17 protein-coding genes are annotated in these 17,766 nt (G+C 57.2%); 12 read left to right on the forward strand and 5 right to left on the reverse strand.

The genetic code is table 11. The annotated features are described in order from the left end of the window. Positions 1-97: 97 nt before the first annotated feature. Positions 98-601, reverse strand: coding sequence for a cell-envelope stress modulator CpxP (cpxP, locus tag BV390_RS23265; protein ID WP_004869373.1), 504 nt, complete (start codon positions 599-601; stop codon positions 98-100). 155 nt (positions 602-756) lie between these two features. Between cpxP and cpxR the strand changes: the two genes are divergently transcribed. Both cpxR and cpxA read left to right on the forward strand, forming a co-directional pair. Beyond that, on the forward strand, positions 757-1,455 hold the full coding sequence (gene cpxR / locus BV390_RS23270) for an envelope stress response regulator transcription factor CpxR (RefSeq protein ID WP_004869370.1): 699 nt from the start codon (positions 757-759) through the stop codon (positions 1,453-1,455). Further along, positions 1,452-2,825, forward strand: coding sequence for an envelope stress sensor histidine kinase CpxA (gene cpxA, locus BV390_RS23275; RefSeq protein WP_004869367.1), 1,374 nt, complete (start codon positions 1,452-1,454; stop codon positions 2,823-2,825). Before cpxR ends, cpxA begins: the two co-directional genes overlap by 4 nt. Positions 2,826-2,954: 129 nt before the next feature. On the opposite strand, the gene yiiM is transcribed toward cpxA, so the two are convergent. Both yiiM and sodA read right to left on the reverse strand, forming a co-directional pair. Next, entirely contained in the window at positions 2,955-3,629 is a 675-nt protein-coding gene (gene yiiM / locus BV390_RS23280; RefSeq protein ID WP_032696642.1) for a 6-hydroxyaminopurine reductase, read from the reverse strand. Positions 3,630-3,700: 71 nt separating this feature from the next. Then, positions 3,701-4,321, reverse strand: coding sequence for a superoxide dismutase [Mn] (gene sodA / locus BV390_RS23285; protein WP_004869361.1), 621 nt, complete (start codon positions 4,319-4,321; stop codon positions 3,701-3,703). 292 nt (positions 4,322-4,613) lie between these two features. Between sodA and rhaT the strand changes: the two genes are divergently transcribed. Continuing rightward, positions 4,614-5,648: an L-rhamnose/proton symporter RhaT gene (gene rhaT / locus BV390_RS23290; RefSeq protein WP_032690095.1), complete on the forward strand. Its 1,035-nt coding sequence runs from the start codon at positions 4,614-4,616 to the stop codon at positions 5,646-5,648. A gap of 4 nt (positions 5,649-5,652) precedes the next feature. On the opposite strand, the gene rhaR is transcribed toward rhaT, so the two are convergent. Both rhaR and rhaS (BV390_RS23300) read right to left on the reverse strand, forming a co-directional pair. Further along, entirely contained in the window at positions 5,653-6,501 is an 849-nt protein-coding gene (rhaR, locus tag BV390_RS23295) for an HTH-type transcriptional activator RhaR (RefSeq protein WP_032696643.1), read from the reverse strand. 72 nt (positions 6,502-6,573) lie between these two features. After that, positions 6,574-7,410 (reverse strand): HTH-type transcriptional activator RhaS, encoded by an 837-nt coding sequence (gene rhaS, locus BV390_RS23300; protein ID WP_032690143.1) that lies wholly within the window; start codon positions 7,408-7,410, stop codon positions 6,574-6,576. A 312-nt stretch (positions 7,411-7,722) separates the two neighbouring features. On the opposite strand from rhaS (BV390_RS23300), the gene rhaB reads away from it, so the two are divergent. The 9 genes from rhaB to rhaM all read left to right on the forward strand — a co-directional run bounded on the left by rhaB (position 7,723) and on the right by rhaM (position 17,722). Next, positions 7,723-9,189 carry a rhamnulokinase gene (gene rhaB, locus BV390_RS23310; RefSeq protein WP_032698450.1) on the forward strand — a complete coding sequence of 489 codons (1,467 nt, stop codon included), beginning with the start codon at positions 7,723-7,725 and terminating at the stop codon, positions 9,187-9,189. Next, on the forward strand, positions 9,186-10,445 hold the full coding sequence (gene rhaA / locus BV390_RS23315) for an L-rhamnose isomerase (protein WP_032690098.1): 1,260 nt from the start codon (positions 9,186-9,188) through the stop codon (positions 10,443-10,445). Before rhaB ends, rhaA begins: the two co-directional genes overlap by 4 nt. A 168-nt stretch (positions 10,446-10,613) precedes the next feature. Then, a complete protein-coding gene (rhaD, locus tag BV390_RS23320) occupies positions 10,614-11,444 on the forward strand; it encodes a rhamnulose-1-phosphate aldolase (protein ID WP_032696645.1) in 831 nt (276 codons plus the stop codon). Between the two features lie 176 nt (positions 11,445-11,620). Then, positions 11,621-12,607: a rhamnose ABC transporter substrate-binding protein gene (gene rhaS / locus BV390_RS23325; protein ID WP_032690100.1), complete on the forward strand. Its 987-nt coding sequence runs from the start codon at positions 11,621-11,623 to the stop codon at positions 12,605-12,607. Positions 12,608-12,655: 48 nt separating this feature from the next. Beyond that, positions 12,656-14,167: a sugar ABC transporter ATP-binding protein gene (locus BV390_RS23330; RefSeq protein ID WP_085397415.1), complete on the forward strand. Its 1,512-nt coding sequence runs from the start codon at positions 12,656-12,658 to the stop codon at positions 14,165-14,167. Continuing rightward, the gene (locus tag BV390_RS23335) at positions 14,164-15,171 is read left to right on the forward strand and encodes an ABC transporter permease (protein ID WP_164887114.1); all 1,008 of its coding nucleotides are present in this window, start codon (positions 14,164-14,166) and stop codon (positions 15,169-15,171) included. Before BV390_RS23330 ends, BV390_RS23335 begins: the two co-directional genes overlap by 4 nt. Then, positions 15,168-16,172, forward strand: a complete 1,005-nt coding sequence (locus tag BV390_RS23340; protein ID WP_049264782.1) for an ABC transporter permease — start codon at positions 15,168-15,170, stop codon at positions 16,170-16,172. The genes BV390_RS23335 and BV390_RS23340 overlap by 4 nt, the downstream gene beginning before the upstream one ends. A gap of 90 nt (positions 16,173-16,262) precedes the next feature. Next, complete coding sequence (gene fucO, locus BV390_RS23345; RefSeq protein ID WP_032696649.1) at positions 16,263-17,411, forward strand: lactaldehyde reductase; 1,149 nt, start codon at positions 16,263-16,265, stop codon at positions 17,409-17,411. Beyond that, the gene (rhaM, locus tag BV390_RS23350) at positions 17,408-17,722 is read left to right on the forward strand and encodes an L-rhamnose mutarotase (RefSeq protein ID WP_032690106.1); all 315 of its coding nucleotides are present in this window, start codon (positions 17,408-17,410) and stop codon (positions 17,720-17,722) included. Before fucO ends, rhaM begins: the two co-directional genes overlap by 4 nt. The last annotated feature ends 44 nt before the right edge of the window (positions 17,723-17,766 follow it).

The raw sequence follows: 17,766 nt of genomic DNA on the forward strand, positions 1-17,766 counted from the left end.
AGGCGGGAGTCGTTTCGCTGAATGACAGGCAAAAAAAACCCCCACATCATGTGGGGGAAGACAGGGATGGTGTCTATGGCAAGGAAAACAGGGTCTACTACTGGGGTTGCACGGTATTGCTACTACTCGACAGCATGGTTGCTGAACCTTTTTGCATCCTTGCAACCTCACGCAACTGATCCATTCGTTGCTGGTGTTTAGCATTAAGAACCGCTTGCTGCTCCGGCGTTAACAGGTGGTACATCTGGTTGCGAACCTTCGCCATTTCAATCTGGCGGGTAACCTGTTCCTGCGCCATTTTATTAGCCTGAGCGCGCACAGCGTTTTCATCAAAATTTTCTGCGGTGACAAGACGATGCATTGTCTCCATTTCGCTAACATTAATGGGTTGCCTGTCATGGCGTGCCCGTTGCATAAGATCTCGTAACTGCTGGCGTTGCTGTTCGGTTAAACTTATGCCGTCAAACATATGACTCTGGCTGGTGCGCTGCGCCCCGTCGTCTCCAGGGAGCCAGTTAACGCTGGTAACGACTTCAGCGGCTTGGCTATATGCACTTAGCGCCAGCGTTGAGGCCATGACGGCAGCAATAACATTGCGCATCACATACTCCCAATACGTTTGTGTCTGTGTAGCGATTCAACGAGATACAGTCTACGATTCGGGCTGCAAACATGCGTCAGGGGGTGTAAAACAACGTAAAGTCATGGATTAGCGAGCCTTGATGACGTAATTTCTGCCTCGGAGGTATTTAAACAATGAATAAAATCCTGTTAGTTGATGATGACCGGGAGCTCACCTCCCTGTTAAAAGAGCTGCTCGATATGGAAGGATTTAACGTGCTCGTGGCCCATGACGGGGAACAGGCGCTGGCCCTTCTGGACGACAGCATCGATTTACTTTTGCTTGATGTGATGATGCCGAAGAAAAACGGTATCGATACGCTTAAAGAGTTACGTCAGACACACCAGACCCCGGTTATCATGCTAACTGCCCGCGGCAGCGAGCTGGATCGCGTTCTCGGCCTCGAGCTGGGCGCCGATGATTACTTGCCTAAGCCCTTCAACGATCGTGAGCTGGTGGCGCGTATACGCGCGATTCTGCGCCGTTCTCACTGGAGTGAGCAGCAGCAAACCACCGAAGTCGGTTCCCCGACGCTGGAAGTTGACGCCTTGAGCCTCAACCCCGGCCGCCAGGAAGCCAATTTCGATGGTCAGACCCTGGAGCTGACCGGCACGGAGTTCACCCTGCTCTACCTGCTGGCGCAGCATCTTGGCCAGGTTGTTTCTCGTGAACATCTGAGCCAGGAAGTATTGGGAAAACGCCTGACGCCGTTCGATCGCGCCATCGACATGCATATTTCCAATCTGCGTCGTAAGCTGCCGGAACGCAAAGACGGCCATCCGTGGTTTAAAACCCTGCGTGGACGCGGCTACCTGATGGTTTCGGCTTCATGATAGGAAGTTTAACCGCACGCATCTTCGCTATTTTCTGGCTCACGCTGGCGCTGGTGTTGATGCTGGTTCTGATGTTGCCCAAGCTGGACTCGCGCCAGATGACCGAACTGCTGGAGAGCGAACAGCGTCAGGGCACCATGATTGAACAGCACGTCGAGGCCGAACTGGCGACCGATCCCCCCAATGACCTGATGTGGTGGCGTCGGCTGTTTCGCGCTATCGATAAGTGGGCTCCGCCGGGACAGCGTTTACTGCTGGTCACCAGCGAAGGCCGCGTGATCGGTGCAGAACGCAACGAAATGCAGATCATTCGTAACTTTATCGGCCAGGCCGATAATGCCGATCATCCGCAGAAAAAACGCTACGGCCGTCTGGAAATGGTCGGGCCGTTTTCCGTCAGGGATGGGGAAGATAATTACCAGCTCTATCTGATCCGCCCTGCCAGCACCTCCCAGTCCGATTTTATCAACCTGCTGTTCGACCGCCCGCTGCTCCTGCTTATCGTCACGATGCTGGTCAGTTCGCCGCTGCTGCTGTGGCTGGCCTGGAGTCTGGCCAAACCGGCGCGCAAGTTGAAAAACGCCGCCGATGAGGTCGCGCAAGGCAACCTGCGTCAACATCCGGAACTGGAAGCCGGCCCGCAGGAGTTTTTAGCCGCCGGGGCCAGTTTTAACCAGATGGTCACGGCGCTGGAGCGCATGATGACCGGTCAGCAGCGTCTGCTGTCCGATATTTCCCACGAGCTGCGTACGCCGCTTACGCGCCTGCAGCTGGGCACGGCCTTACTGCGCCGTCGCAGCGGCGAGAGCAAAGAGCTTGAGCGTATTGAGACCGAGGCCCACCGGCTGGACAGCATGATTAACGACCTGCTGGTGATGTCGCGCAATCAGGCGAATAACGCGCTGGTCAGTGAAACGGTGAAAGCCAATCAGCTGTGGGGCGAAGTGCTGGATAACGCGGCGTTTGAAGCCGAGCAGGTTGGAAAATCCTTCACCGTCGAGTATCCGCCGGGCCCCTGGCCGCTGTACGGCAATCCTAATGCGCTGGAAAGCGCGCTGGAAAATATCGTCCGTAACGCGCTGCGCTACTCGCACACCAAAATTTCGGTCAGTTTTTCGGTGGATAAAGACGGCATCACGGTCAACGTCGATGATGATGGTCCGGGCGTCAGTCCGGAGGATCGCGAGCAGATTTTCCGTCCGTTCTACCGTACCGACGAGGCGCGCGATCGCGAGTCCGGCGGCACCGGTCTGGGGCTGGCGATTGTCGAGGCCGCGATTCAGCAGCATCGCGGCTGGGTCAAAGCCGATGACAGCCCGTTAGGCGGTTTGCGGCTGACCATCTGGCTGCCGCTGTATAAGCGCACCTGATCGCTCTTCTCCGGCTTATGCTGCGCTTCGCCGGGCTACAACAACCGTCCACAGACGGGTAGCCCGGACAGGCGCAGCGCGCCGCTTCCGGGATAATTCGCAGCCAGCGCCTCCGGCGATATCGGCGAACTATTTCCCCCACAATCTCCGCGAATTGTCTTCGATCTGCCCGCTCAGACGCCGTTTCTGCAGGGTACGGCTCCAGCTCGCCGACAGCCCCGCCGCCGAGAGCAGGCGATGGTATTGTTCGTCATCGAACGGCATATGCCAGGCAATGGCGCCCGCCTCATGGACGCTCACGTCGCTGAGTCGGGAAACCAGCTCCAGCGGCGCATCGCCGGATACCAGCCCGCCCGCCACGACCCGATACAGCCAGCCGGTTTTACCGCTGTTCTGCATGAGCTGCGCCATATCGCTGACAGCAAAATGATAGTTAAGCTTGAAGCACGGTGAACGCGGCTGCGTCACCTGAATCAGCGCCTCTCCCCAGCGGAAGATGTCGCCGATACAGACGTCGTTTTCCGTTAGCCCTTCGGTCGAGAGATTCTCGCCAAACGCCGGGGCGCAGAAAAGATCCGCCTGCTGCGGAAGTTCAAGAGCCCAATGGGCGTAGTGTTCACGGGGATAGTGGCACAGCGCGCGGTCCGGCCCGCCATGTATTTTCTTCTCCGCCTGTTCATCGCCCTCCAGCCCCAGTTCGCCGAGGGTCAGTTCACCGTCGACCTGAATTTTACCGATGGCGCTTGGACGGCTGCCGTCGTAATCCTTTACCTTGCCCACAAAGACATTCACCGGATAGTGCATCGCTGCTCCTTTGCTGCGGATATAAAAAAAGCGAGTCATCAGACTCGCTTCTCGTTCAGCACAATGCAACCTTATTTTTTGGCGGCAAAACGCGCTGCTGCTTCGTCCCAGTTAACCACGTTCCAGAACTCTTTGATGTAGTCCGGACGACGGTTCTGGAATTTCAGGTAGTAAGCGTGTTCCCAAACGTCCAGGCCCAGAATCGGGAAGCCGGAAGCGCCGGAGATAGCTTCGCCCATCAGCGGGGAGTCCTGGTTAGCGGTAGAAACCACGGCCAGTTTGTCGCCCTTCAGCACCAGCCATGCCCAGCCAGAACCGAAACGGGTCGCAGCTGCTTTTTCAAACTCAGCTTTGAAGTTATCAACGGAACCGAAATCACGTTCGATAGCGGCTTTCAGGTCGCCCTGCAGGGTAGTACCGGTTTTCAGGCCTTTCCAGAACAGGCTGTGGTTAGCGTGGCCGCCCGCGTTGTTACGCAGTACGGTTTTTTTGTCAGCCGGCAGCTGATCCAGTTTAGCGATCAGTTCTTCAGCAGACAGGTCAGCAAATTCCGGCAGGCTTTCCAGCGCAGCGTTGGCGTTGTTAACGTAGGCCTGGTGATGTTTAGTGTGATGGATTTCCATCGTCTGCTTATCAAAGTGCGGTTCCAGGGCGTCATAAGCGTACGGCAGGGCTGGCAGTGTATAACTCATAATCATCTCCATTATTGTTAAGCGGCAGGAAGTGTTAATGCCGAGTAAGCAGTTGGTTCATTATAGTTAATTAAATGATATTGAAAACGCTTATCAATGCCGTATTTTTAATAAGGTTATAACCACAGGGTATACCTGCATTTTTGTGAGCTGGAACAAGTAATTAAGTTTTTGGTTGCCAGAGTTCAGCGTCACATGGCAACAGCCTGAAGGCGAGAAAACTGACCGATTTTTACACTCATCGTGTCGGAAGAAGATTTATCCGATAAAAAAATAGATGAGGATAAAATCAATGAATCACGCGATTACGATGGGTATTTTTTGGCATTTGATAGGTGCGGCCAGTGCAGCCTGTTTCTATGCCCCGTTCAAACAAGTTAAACAGTGGTCATGGGAAACCATGTGGTCAATCGGCGGGATTGTCTCCTGGCTGATTCTTCCCTGGGCTATCAGCGCGATGCTGCTGCCTGATTTCTGGGCCTATTACCGTTCCTTCAACGCCTCCACGCTGCTGCCGGTGTTTCTGTTTGGTGCGATGTGGGGGATCGGCAATATTAACTACGGCCTGACCATGCGCTACCTCGGCATGTCGATGGGGATCGGTATTGCCATCGGGATCACCCTGATTGTCGGTACGCTGATGACCCCGATTATCAACGGGCAGATCGATGTGCTGCTGCATACCCAGGGTGGCCAGATGACGCTGCTCGGCGTGCTGGTTGCGGTGATTGGCGTGGCGATAGTCACCCGCGCCGGCCAGCTGAAAGAACGCAAGATGGGCATTAAAGCCGAAGACTTCAATCTGAAAAAAGGGCTGATGCTGGCGGTGATGTGCGGCATTTTTTCTGCCGGGATGTCCTTTGCGATGAACGCCGCCAGACCCATGCATGATGCCGCGGCGGCGCTGGGGGTTGACCCGCTGTATACCGCGTTGCCCAGCTATGTGGTGATTATGGGCGGCGGCGCGCTGGTCAACCTTGGCTTCTGCTTTATTCGTCTGGCTAAAGTCAAACACCTGTCGATCAAAGCCGACTTCTCGCGGGCAAAACCGCTGATCGTCGCCAACGTGCTGCTGTCGGCGCTGGGCGGCCTGATGTGGTATCTCCAGTTTTTCTTCTATGCCTGGGGCCACGCCAGTATTCCCGCGCAGTATGACTACATGAGCTGGATGCTGCATATGAGCTTCTATGTGCTGTGCGGCGGGCTGGTCGGGCTGGTGCTGAAAGAGTGGAACAACGCCGGGCGTCGTCCGGTCAGCGTGTTAAGTCTGGGCTGCGTGGTGATTATCATCGCCGCCAATATCGTTGGCCTCGGAATGGCCAGCTAACGCCCTATGCGGCAACGCGACTGCGTTGCCGCCACTGCCCAGGGGTCATGCCAATTTCACGATTAAAGACGACGGAAAAGTAGTTGCTGTCTTCAAATCCGCACTGCATCGCAATGTCACCAATCAAGCGCTCGGTGTGCTGCAATAAATACTGCGCGTGGCAGATACGCAGCTGACGCAGGTAATGGTTGATCGTCATCCCGGTCTGCTGGCGAAACTGCTGACGCAGCGCACGCTCGCCACACCCTTCCCGCTCACAAAACAGCTCGAGAATAAAAGGTCGGTTCAGGCTGCCGGCCAGTTCGGTCAGCAGCTTATCGAGGAGCGTTTCGCTTTGGGTCGCCGCCCGGTTATCGGTCGCATAGCGGTGGCGATGAAGAATCAATACCAGCTGCGCAAACAGCAGCTCGGCCATGTTATTAGCCTGCGCATCGCCGCGGGCGCTCTCCTGCTCCAGTTGAGTAATCACCTGGCGAACCTGGGCCATACCAGAACTGCCGATCCGCCAGTGCGGCATCCACGACGTCCCAAACAAACCGGGAATATGGGCCGCCCAGTCAAAGTTAAGCCGCAGACGATCCGGGCAATAGATGACGTTTTGCAGAACTAAATCATTCACCGAGGCGTAGGAGTGTTTGTCTTCGGCGCGAATATAAAACAGATCGCCACGGGTAATGCGCCATGGGCGATCGTTCAGGACATGCAGGCCATTTCCCCGCCATACCAGCACCAGTTCGCAGAACTCGTGGGTATGCTCGGCGAAGACATTTTGCGGATAACGGTCGGCAACCGCTACCGCCTGAGAAGGAGAGGCAAAAAACTCATCTTTGCGCAGAATCAGCTGACCAGCCACTACCAGAACTCCACCGCCAATAACGGTTTATTATTCGCGTTTTTGCTCGCTAAAACGTTGACTGCTCTCGCGTTACTGAAGAATGGCGTCCCGTCCCTGGCGAATATCGCGCGGTGACCAGGAAAACTCGCGGCGAAAAAGCGTTGAAAAGTGGTTACTGTCGCCGAAACCGCAGCGATAGGCGATATCCGTAATGCTCTCATCGCTATGGCGTAGCAGGTGACGCGCCTTCATCAGTCGCACCCGATTGAGGTAGCGCTGCGGCGTCAGGCCGGTCTGTTGCTTCAACTGGCGATGTAACGTCCTCAGCGACAGGGAAAACTTAGCCGCCACCTCCTCCCAACAGACCTCCTCGGCGAAGTGATCTTCCAGCCAGGCCATCAGCTGATTCAGCCGCGCTTCGTTGCCAACCGCCCCTTCCGCGAGGCTGCTTTTACGCAGCAGGACCAGCAGTTGCATAAAGAGAATCTCCCGTCCGGCGAGCGTATGCATATCCGGTTCGAGACCGATATCTTCCATTTGTCCGACGATCTGCCGTACCTGCTGCAGCACGGTCTGGTTCACCCGCCAGTGAGAAAGGTAATTTCCCTCTTGCTCCTGCGGTAACAGCTGATTGACGCCATTCAGAAAGCGAAAGGCATCCGGCGCGCGGTAGAGCACGTTCGTCAGGCATAAATTGTCCGTATGTTCATAGAGATGACGATCGTGATCGCGAATAAAGCACACCGAACCGCCGCTGATGGTATAGGGCTGGCCGTTAAACACATGAATCCCCGTACCGTGCTCAACGATGACGATTTCATGGAAATCGTGATGATGTTCCGGGAACGCCGCCTGAGGGAGACGTGGCTCAATGGCCACAGCAGAAGTCCCGGACTTAAAGAAATCCACGCTGTGCAAGATGGTCATAACGGCGCCCTCGAAATGAGAAATGTTATCAATCAGTGTCACAAATAGTAATTAAGGGTCCGCAATCCGGCCTTCAATTTTTGACCGCAAAATTCGTAAAACCTGCCGCTTTTTCAAGAAACAGCCGGAAAGATCGGGAACTGCGGACAACATCACATCCTCTTCCCTGACGCTCATGAAGAGAAACTGTGACCTCCCTCACGGTCATCTTTGCTTTCTTGCCAGCCGCCTGTTTTCCCTGTCAGTGGCAAGAAGGTGCGCGATTCACGACTTTTTTAGACTGCTGACAATGATTTTTACAAGGATCTCCCCATGAGCTTTCGTCATTGTGTAGCCGTTGATTTAGGCGCCTCCAGCGGGCGGGTGATGCTTGCCAGCTATGAATGCGGACCGCGTACGCTAACGCTGCGCGAAATACACCGCTTTACCAATAGCCTGCAAAAGGTGGATGGCTACGACTGCTGGGATGTCGACCGTCTGGAAGGCGAAATTCGCCGCGGGCTGGTGAAGGTCTGCGAGCAGGGTATCCTCATCGACAGTATCGGTATTGATACCTGGGGCGTGGATTATGTCCTGCTGGATAAGCACGGCGAACGCGTGGGCCTGCCGGTCTCCTATCGTGACTCACGTACCCATGGCCTGATGCACCATGCCGAAGAGCAGATAGGCCGCGCCGAGATCTACCGCCGTAGCGGCATTCAGTTTATGTCCTTCAATACTCTTTATCAGCTCCGCGCGCTGGTTGAACAGCAGCCGGAGCTGGTCAGCCAGGTTTCGCATGCGCTGCTGATCCCTGACTATTTCAGCTTTCGCCTCACCGGCAATCTGAACTGGGAATACACCAACGCCACCACCACCCAGTTGATCAATATTAACAGCGATAGCTGGGATGAAGAGCTGTTGAACTGGAGCGGAGCGCCGCGCGAATGGTTCGGTACGCCGACGCATCCCGGTAACGTGATCGGTCACTGGATATGCCCGCAGGGCAACGCCATTCCGGTAGTGGCCGTCGCCAGCCACGATACCGCCAGCGCGGTGATCGCCGCGCCGTTGGCCAGCAAAAACGCCGCGTATCTCTCTTCCGGCACCTGGTCGCTGATGGGCTTTGAAAGCAAAACTCCCTACACCGGCAGCGACGCGCTGCAGGCGAATATCACCAATGAAGGTGGCGCCGAAGGGCGCTATCGGGTGCTGAAAAATATCATGGGCCTCTGGCTGCTACAGCGGGTGCTGAAAGAACAAAACATCAGCGACCTGTCGGCGCTGATCGCCCGTACCGCTCCTCTTCCGGCCTGCCGTTTCGTCATTGACTGCAACGACGAACGCTTTATCAATCCGGCCAATATGAGCGCCGAAATTCAGTCCGCCTGTCGCGAGTCCGGGCAGCCGGTTCCCGGCGATGACGCCGAACTGGCGCGCTGTATTTTCGACAGCCTGGCCCTGCTCTACGCCCGCGTACTCCGCGAACTGGCCCAACTCCGCGGCCAGCCGTTCAGCCAGCTGCATATTGTCGGCGGCGGCTGCCAGAACGCGCTGCTTAATCAGCTGTGCGCCGACGCCTGCGGCATCACGGTGGTTGCCGGGCCCGTAGAGGCCTCTACGCTGGGCAATATCGGCATCCAGCTGATGACCCTGGACGAATTGAATAACGTCGACGATTTCCGTCAGGTGGTATGCCGCAATGCCGCGCTTACCACCTTTACCCCCAATCCTGAACATGAAATTGCCCGTTTCGTGGCGCAGTTTCAGCCACAACAGACTAAGGAGCTTTGCGCATGACCACTCAACTTGAACAAGCCTGGGATATTGCTAAACAGCGCTACGCTGCCGTTGGCGTGGATGTCGAGGAGGCCCTGCGTCAACTGGACCGGCTACCCGTTTCGATGCACTGCTGGCAGGGCGATGACGTCGCCGGCTTCGAAAACCCGGAAGGGAGCTTAACGGGCGGGATTCAGGCCACGGGGAACTATCCGGGCAAAGCCCGGAACGCTGGCGAGCTGCGCGCCGACCTTGAGCAGGCGCTGAGCCTGATTCCGGGGCCGAAACGCCTGAATCTGCACGCGCTCTATCTGGAATCAGACACGCCGGTGGCGCGCAATGAAATCAAACCACAACACTTCCGCAACTGGGTTGAGTGGGCCAAAACCAATAAGCTGGGGCTGGATTTTAACCCCTCCTGTTTCTCCCACCCGCTGAGCGCCGATGGTTTTACTCTGTCGCATGCCAACGATGAAATCCGCCAGTTCTGGATCGATCACTGTAAAGCCAGCCGCCGTATCTCGGCCTGGTTCGGCGAGCAGCTGGGCACCCCCTCGGTGATGAATATCTGGATCCCGGACGGCATGAAAGATATTACCGTTGACCGCTTTGCCCCGCGTCAGCGTCTGCTCAATGCGCTGGATGAGGTCATCAGCGAAAAACTCGACCCGGCGCATCATATCGATGCCGTAGAGAGCAAATTGTTCGGTATCGGCGCGGAAAGCTACACCGTCGGCTCCAACGAGTTCTACATGGGATATGCCACCAGCCGCCAGACCGCACTGTGCCTCGATGCCGGCCACTTCCACCCGACGGAAGTCATCTCCGACAAAATCTCCGCCGCCATGCTGTATATCCCTCGGCTGCTGCTGCACGTCAGCCGTCCGGTGCGCTGGGACAGTGACCACGTCGTGCTGCTGGATGACGAAACCCAGGCGATCGCCAGCGAAATCATCCGTCACAACCTGTTCGACCGCGTGCACATCGGTCTCGATTTCTTCGACGCCTCGATTAACCGCATCGCGGCGTGGGTGATTGGCACCCGCAACATGAAGAAAGCGCTGCTGCGCGCCCTGCTGGAACCGACGGAACAGCTGCGCCAGCTGGAAGCTGACGGTGACTACACCGCCCGTCTGGCCCTGCTGGAAGAGCAGAAGTGCCTGCCATGGCAGGCCGCCTGGGAGATGTACTGCCAGCGTCATGATACCCCGGCCGGTAGCCAGTGGCTGGATAGCGTGCGGGCTTACGAAAAAGCGGTTCTGAACCAGCGCAGATAATGCCGGATTTTCCCCGGGTCGCGGCTGACGCCTTACCCGGGCTACGGATCGGCGAATTCTGCTCATCCGGATAAGCCGTTTACGACGCCATCACAGGACCTACGGCAGATAAACACCCTATTTACGGTGAGGGCAATTCCCGCACCAAATGAACAGGAATACAAGACTATGCAGAACATCATCAACGCCTGGTTCGTCCAGGGCATGATTAAAGCCACCTCCGATGCCTGGCTGAAGGGCTGGGACGAGCGTAACGGCGGTAACCTGACGCTGCGCCTCGACGAAGCGGATATCGAACCGTTCGCGGCCGATTTTCACGCTAAGCCGCGCTACATCGCCCTCAGTCAGCCGATGCCCACGCTGGCGAACCAGCCGTTTATCGTCACCGGCTCCGGCAAATTTTTCCGCAACGTCCAGCTCAATCCTGCGGCCAATCTCGGCGTGGTGAAGGTAGACAGCGATGGTGCGGGATACCACGTGCTATGGGGACTGACGGACGATGCGGTGCCGACCTCTGAATTACCGGCGCATTTTCTCTCCCACAGCGAACGCATCAAGCTGACCAACGGCAAAGACCGCGTGATCATGCACTGCCACGCCACCAACCTGATTGCCCTGACCTATGTACTGGAGAACAACAGCGATCTGTTCACCCGTAAACTGTGGGAAGGCAGCACCGAATGTCTGGTGGTCTTCCCGGACGGGGTCGGCATTCTGCCGTGGATGGTGCCGGGTACCGATGAAATTGGCCAGGCCACCGCCCAGGAAATGCGCAAACATTCGCTGGTGCTGTGGCCGTTCCACGGCGTCTTCGGTAGCGGCCCGACGCTGGACGAAACCTTCGGTCTCATCGATACCGCCGAGAAGTCAGCCGAAGTGCTGGTGAAAGTCTATTCGATGGGGGGCATGAAACAGACCATCACCCGCGAAGAGCTCATCGCCCTGGGCAAACGCTTTGCGGTACAACCCATGCAGTCCGCGTTAGACCTGTATCAATAACAACATCGCGCCCCGCTCACCGAGACGGGGCGAACTCTGTCACCTGCAAATCATTCCCCGAGTAAGTCGCACTGCAGGAAGGGGGCGGAGTCCACGGATGGACGGGTCGTACAAGCCAACGCATCTGTCATGTGCATGACAACGGGAATCTAACTCAATCATGTGGAGTAAAAGCAATGAAAACAAAGACAAGCTTGATCCTCACCGTTGCCATTATGGCGTTGTCCGGTTCTGCTTCCGCGGAAGTGAAAATCGCCCTCGTGGCGAAATCGTTGGGAAATGGATTCTTCGAAGCCGCGAACGTCGGCGCCCAGGAAGCGGCCAAAGAGTTAGGCGATGTGAAAGTGATTTATACCGGCCCAACCACCACCACGGCAGAAGCGCAGATCGAAGTGCTGAACGGATTGATCGCCCAGGGAGTGGATGCGATCGCTATCTCCGCCAACGATCCTGATGCCGTGGTCCCGGTACTGAAAAAAGCCATGCAGCGCGGTATCAAAGTCGTCTCCTGGGATTCCGGCGTAGCGCCGGCGGGTCGGCAAATCCATCTCAACCCCTCCAATAATGCCCTGATTGGCGAAACCAACGTCCGGCTCGCCGCCGAAGCGTTAAAAACGCTGAATGTCGATAAAGGCGATGTGGCCGTGTTAAGCGCCACGCCGACCTCGACCAACCAGAATATCTGGATCGAGGAGATGAAAAAGGTGCTGCCAAAGTACCCGTCCGTCAATCTGGTCACCGTGGCCTACGGTGACGATCTGTCGGATAAGAGCTACCGCGAAGCGGTGGGCCTGCTGAAGTCGTATCCCGATCTGAAAGTGATCGTCTCGCCTTCTTCGGTCGGGATCGTTGCCGCCGCGCAGGCGGTCAAGGATCAGGGCAAGATTGGCAAGGTCTACGTGACCGGGCTCGGGCTGCCGTCTGAAATGGCCGGGGCGATTAAATCCGGCGCCAGCAAAAGCTTCGCTATCTGGAACCCTATTGATCTGGGCTACGCCGCCACATATCTGGCCGACGATCTGGTTAAAGGGACAGCGAGTAAAACCGAAGCCAGTATGGGCAAGCTGGGTAAAGTACAGCTGGATGCCGACGGCAACGGCGCGATGGCCGAGCCGTTCGTTTACGATGCCAGCAACATCGATAAATTCTCAAAAATCTTTTGACCCCGTTCCCCTCACCGATTCAGGGAGGGGAAAAACTGGAGAATTATCATGATGGCATCCACTCCTCTGCTGTCGCTTAAGGGCATCACCAAGGTTTTCCCCGGTGTGCATGCCCTTGAGAACGTACAGCTCGATCTCTGGCCCGGCAAAGTGACCGCCTTAATCGGTGAAAACGGCGCCGGCAAATCCACGCTGGTCAAAGTCATGACCGGTATTTATCAGCCCGAAGAGGGCGAGATTCTCTATAAAGCGATCCCTATCCAGCTGCCGAACCCGGAGTCGGCGCATAAGGTGGGGATCACCGCGATTCATCAGGAAACCGTGCTGTTCGACGAGCTGTCGGTCACCGAAAATATTTTCGTCGGCCAGTATCTGCATACCGGCCTGCTGAAGAAACTCGACTGGCCCGCAATGCACCGCAAAGCCCGCGAAATTCTCACCCGCCTTGAGGTGCAGATTGACCCACGCGCGACGCTGAAAACCCTCAGCATCGCCCAGCGTCATATGGTGGCGATTGCCAGGGCGCTCTCCTTCGACGCCCAGGTGGTGATTCTCGATGAACCCACCGCCGCCCTCTCGCAGCATGAGATTCTGGAGTTCTATCAAATCGTTGAACGTCTGAAGCAAGACGGGAAAGCGATTTTGTTTATCTCGCATAAGTTTGACGAAATTTTCGAACTGGCTGATTACTATACCATTTTGCGCGACGGCGTCTTCGTCAGCTCCGGCGCGATGAGTGACATTACCGAAGAACGGATGGTGGCGATGATGGTTGGTCGCGCCATCACCCAGACCTACCCGAAAGTCGAGTGCACGCCAGGCGAAACGGTCCTGGAGGTGAAGAACCTCTGTCATCCCACCGAGTTTGCCAACATCCATTTTTCGCTGCGTAAAGGTGAAATTCTGGGCTTCTACGGCCTGGTCGGCGCCGGGCGAACCGAGCTGATGCAGGCGCTCTCCGGGGTATCTCGTCCCGCGAGCGGAGAGATCGTGCTGAACGGTAAAACCATGCACTTCCGCCAGCCAGCGGACGCCATCCGGGCGGGTATTGTCTGCGTGCCGGAAGAGCGGCAGAAGCAGGGGGCGATTATTGCCCTGCCAATCGCCCAGAACATTAGCCTGCCGCAGCTAAGTCAACTCAACCCCAATGGCGTATTGAACGCCACCCGCGAATGGCAGCTGGCGAATAAGTATGCCTCACGTCTGCAGGTCAAAGCGTTTAACTGGCAGCAGACGGTAGAAACCCTCTCCGGTGGCAATCAGCAGAAAGTGGTGATCGGCAAATGGCTGGCCACGCACCCGGAGGTGATCATCCTCGATGAGCCAACCAAGGGGATCGACATCGGTTCAAAAGCGGCGGTGCATCAGTTTATGTCCGAACTGGTAGGCCAGGGGCTGGCGGTGATCATGGTGTCGTCGGAGCTGCCGGAAGTCATGGGGATGGCAGACCGCATCATCGTGATGCATGAAGGGCTGATGGTGGCCGAATATCGCGCCGGGGAGGCAACGGCGGAAACCATCGTCAGCGCCGCCAGCGGCCTCGGTCGGGAGGCAGCATAATGGGGCGACAACTGCTTAAACACCGTGAAGCGCTGCTGGCTGTCGTCATCATTATGATGATCGGCGCTATCGGCAGCCGGGCGCCGTCATTTATCACTCCCGGTAATCTGGTGGAGATGTTTAACGACACCGCCATTTTGATCATCCTTGCCCTCGGTCAGATGATGGTGCTGCTGACCAAAGGCATCGATCTGTCGATGGCCGCCAATCTGGCGCTGACCGGGATGATTGTCGCGCTGCTCAACGCCCACTATCCCGAGGTACCGGTTTGGGCGTTGTTGGTTCTGGCAACCCTGCTGGGCCTGCTGATGGGGATGATCAACGGCCTGCTGGTATGGCGGCTCGGCATCCCGGCCATTGTGGTCACCCTCGGTACCATGAGCATCTACCGCGGCATTATCTTCCTGCTTTCCGACGGCGGCTGGGTCAACTCGCACCAGATGAGCGCCGATTTTCTCAGCCTGCCGCGCGCCTCGCTGCTTGGGCTACCGCTGCTGAGCTGGTGCGCCATCGCCGCGCTGCTGCTGGTGGGCTACTTTCTGCGTTACAGCCGTACCGGCCGGGCACTGTATACCGCAGGCGGCAACGCTACCGCGGCGTATTACACCGGGATTAATGCGGGGAAAATGCAGTTCATCAGCTTCTGCCTCTCCGGCGCGCTGGCGGGCTTTTGTGGCTACCTGTGGATCTCGCGCTTTGCCGTCGCCTACGTTGACGTTGCCAACGGTTTTGAATTACAGGTCGTGGCCGCCTGCGTGATTGGCGGCATCAGTACGATGGGGGGAACCGGGCGCGTCATCGGCTGCCTTTGCGGCGCGCTGTTCCTCGGCATCATCAATAATGCGCTGCCGGTAATTGGTATCTCACCGTTCTGGCAAATGGCGATCTCCGGCGCGGTCATCGTTATCGCGGTGGTGCTCAATGAGCGCGGCAACAAGCGACACGGGCGGTTAATTCTGCGCAGTGCGGTGGTTGCCGCGCAAAAACAGACGGTGAAATCATGAGTAAAATAATGACTCCGGAAGAGATGATCAACGTCGCACCTGCGCCGTCACCGCTGCGCCGCCTGCTGTGCTGGGAAGGATTTTTACTCGCGGTCACGGTGGTGGTTTTCGTGGTCTGCGCGCTGGCCTCGCCCTACTTCCTCAATATCTGGAATCTGTCGGATGCCACCTTTAACTTTACCGAGAAGGCGATTGTGGTCCTGCCGATGGCGATGTTGATTATTGCCCGGGAAATCGACCTCTCGGTCGCCTCCACCATGGCGCTGAGCTCAACGGTGATGGGCTTCTGCGCGGCGGCGGGGATCGATACGCCGCTGCTGGTCGTCGTCGGGCTGGGGGTGGGTCTGCTGTGCGGTCTGTTTAACGGCCTGCTGGTCACGCGCCTGAATCTGTCGTCGATCGTCATTACCATCGGCACCATGAGCCTGTATCGCGGTATGACCTACATTCTGCTGGGCGACAAAGCGCTGAACCACTATCCGGACAGTTTCGCCTGGTTCGGCCAGGGCTATGTGTGGGGCGCGCTCTCGTTCGAGTTCGCGCTGTTTATTCTTCTCGCCATCGCCTTTGCTTTCCTGCTGCACAAAACCAACTTTGGCCGCCGTACCTACGCCATTGGCAATAACCCGACCGGCGCCTGGTTTTCCGGTATCAACGTGAAGCGCCACAACCTGGTGCTGTTTGCGCTGGTCGGGCTGATGTCCGGGTTAGCCGCCGTGCTGCTGACCTCCCGACTTGGCAGCACCCGCCCGACCCTGGCGATGGGCTGGGAGCTGGCGGTCGTGACGATGGCGGTACTCGGCGGCATCAATATTCTCGGTGGTTCCGGCAGCATGGTGGGGGTGATTATCGCCGCCTTCCTGATGGGGCTGGTGACCTTTGGCCTGAGCCTGCTCAACGTGCCGGGCATTGTTATGTCAATCATCATCGGCGCGATGCTGATTGTGGTGATCTCGCTGCCAATTATTACGCGGCGAGTGATGCAGCGAAGACGGATCTAATGCCGGACGGCGCTGCGCCTACAAGAGAACAGGCCCACGCAAGCGCAGCGCCGCCGGGCATAAAAATCACGGTAATTAAGGAGAATTATGATGAGTTTTATGTTGGCACTTCCCAAAATCAGCCTCCACGGCGCGGGCGCTATCGGTGATATGGTCAAGCTGGTGGCGAATAAACAGTGGGGCAAAGCGCTGATCGTCACCGATGGCCAGTTGGTCAAGCTCGGGTTGCTGGACAGCCTGTTCGCCGCGCTGGATGAGCAGCAGCTGTCTTATCATCTGTTTGACGAGGTCTTTCCCAATCCCACCGAGGCGCTGGTACAACAAGGCTATGCGGCGTATCGGGAGGCCGGGTGCGATTACCTCATCGCCTTTGGCGGCGGCAGCCCAATCGATACCGCCAAAGCGGTAAAAATCCTCACCGCTAACCCGGCGCCTTCCACCGCTTACTCCGGCGTCGGCAAGGTGAAAAATGCCGGCGTACCGCTGGTGGCGATTAACACGACGGCCGGTACCGCGGCAGAGATGACCAGCAACGCTGTGATTATCGACTCCGGGCGTCAGGTCAAAGAGGTGATTATCGATCCGAATATTATTCCGGATATTGCGGTGGATGACGCCAGCGTAATGCTGGATATTCCGCCATCCATCACCGCCGCAACCGGGATGGACGCTCTGACCCACGCCATCGAAGCGTTTGTTTCCGTCGGCGCCCATCCGCTTACCGACGCTAACGCGCTGGAGGCCATCCGCCTGATATCCCGGTGGCTACCGAAGGCCGTTGAGGACGGGCATAACCTCGAGGCGCGCGAACAAATGGCATTCGGCCAGTATCTGGCGGGCATGGCATTTAACAGCGCCGGACTGGGGTTGGTCCATGCGCTGGCGCATCAGCCAGGCGCCACCCACAATCTGCCGCATGGCGTATGCAATGCTATCCTGCTGCCGATCATCGAAAATTTTAACCGCCCGAACGCCATCGCTCGCTTTGCCCGCGTGGCGCAGGCCATGGGCGTGGACACCCACGGTTTGAGCGATGAAGCCGCCAGCACAGAAGCCATCAACGCGATTCGCGCACTGAGCAAACGGGTCGGAATCCCGCAAGGTTTCAGCCAGCTTGGCGTCACCAAAGCCGATATCGAAGGCTGGCTGGATAAGGCGCTGGCTGACCCCTGCGCGCCATGCAACCCGCGCAGCGCCAGCCGCGATGAGGTCCGTGAGCTCTATCTGGAGGCCTTATGATCCGCAAAGCCTTTGTCATGCAGGTCAATCCCGACGCGCATGAGGAGTACCAGCGTCGCCATAATCCCATTTGGCCGGAGCTGGAGGCGGTACTCAAAGCACAGGGCGCGCATCGCTACGCGATTTATCTCGATAAAGAGCGCAATCTGCTGTTCGCCACGGTGGAAATTGAATCTGAGGAGCGGTGGAATGCGGTCGCCAGTACCGATGTCTGCCAGCGCTGGTGGCAACATATGCGCGATGTGATGCCTGCCAATCCGGACAACAGCCCGGTGAGCGCGGAGCTCAAAGAGGTGTTTTATCTCGCTTGAATCGCCCGGAAACCGGGTATAAAAAACGACGCCGCGGGTCACTG

The organism is Klebsiella sp. YJ (assembly GCF_002108615.1).
GTDB classification, from domain to species: domain Bacteria; phylum Pseudomonadota; class Gammaproteobacteria; order Enterobacterales; family Enterobacteriaceae; genus Klebsiella; species Klebsiella planticola.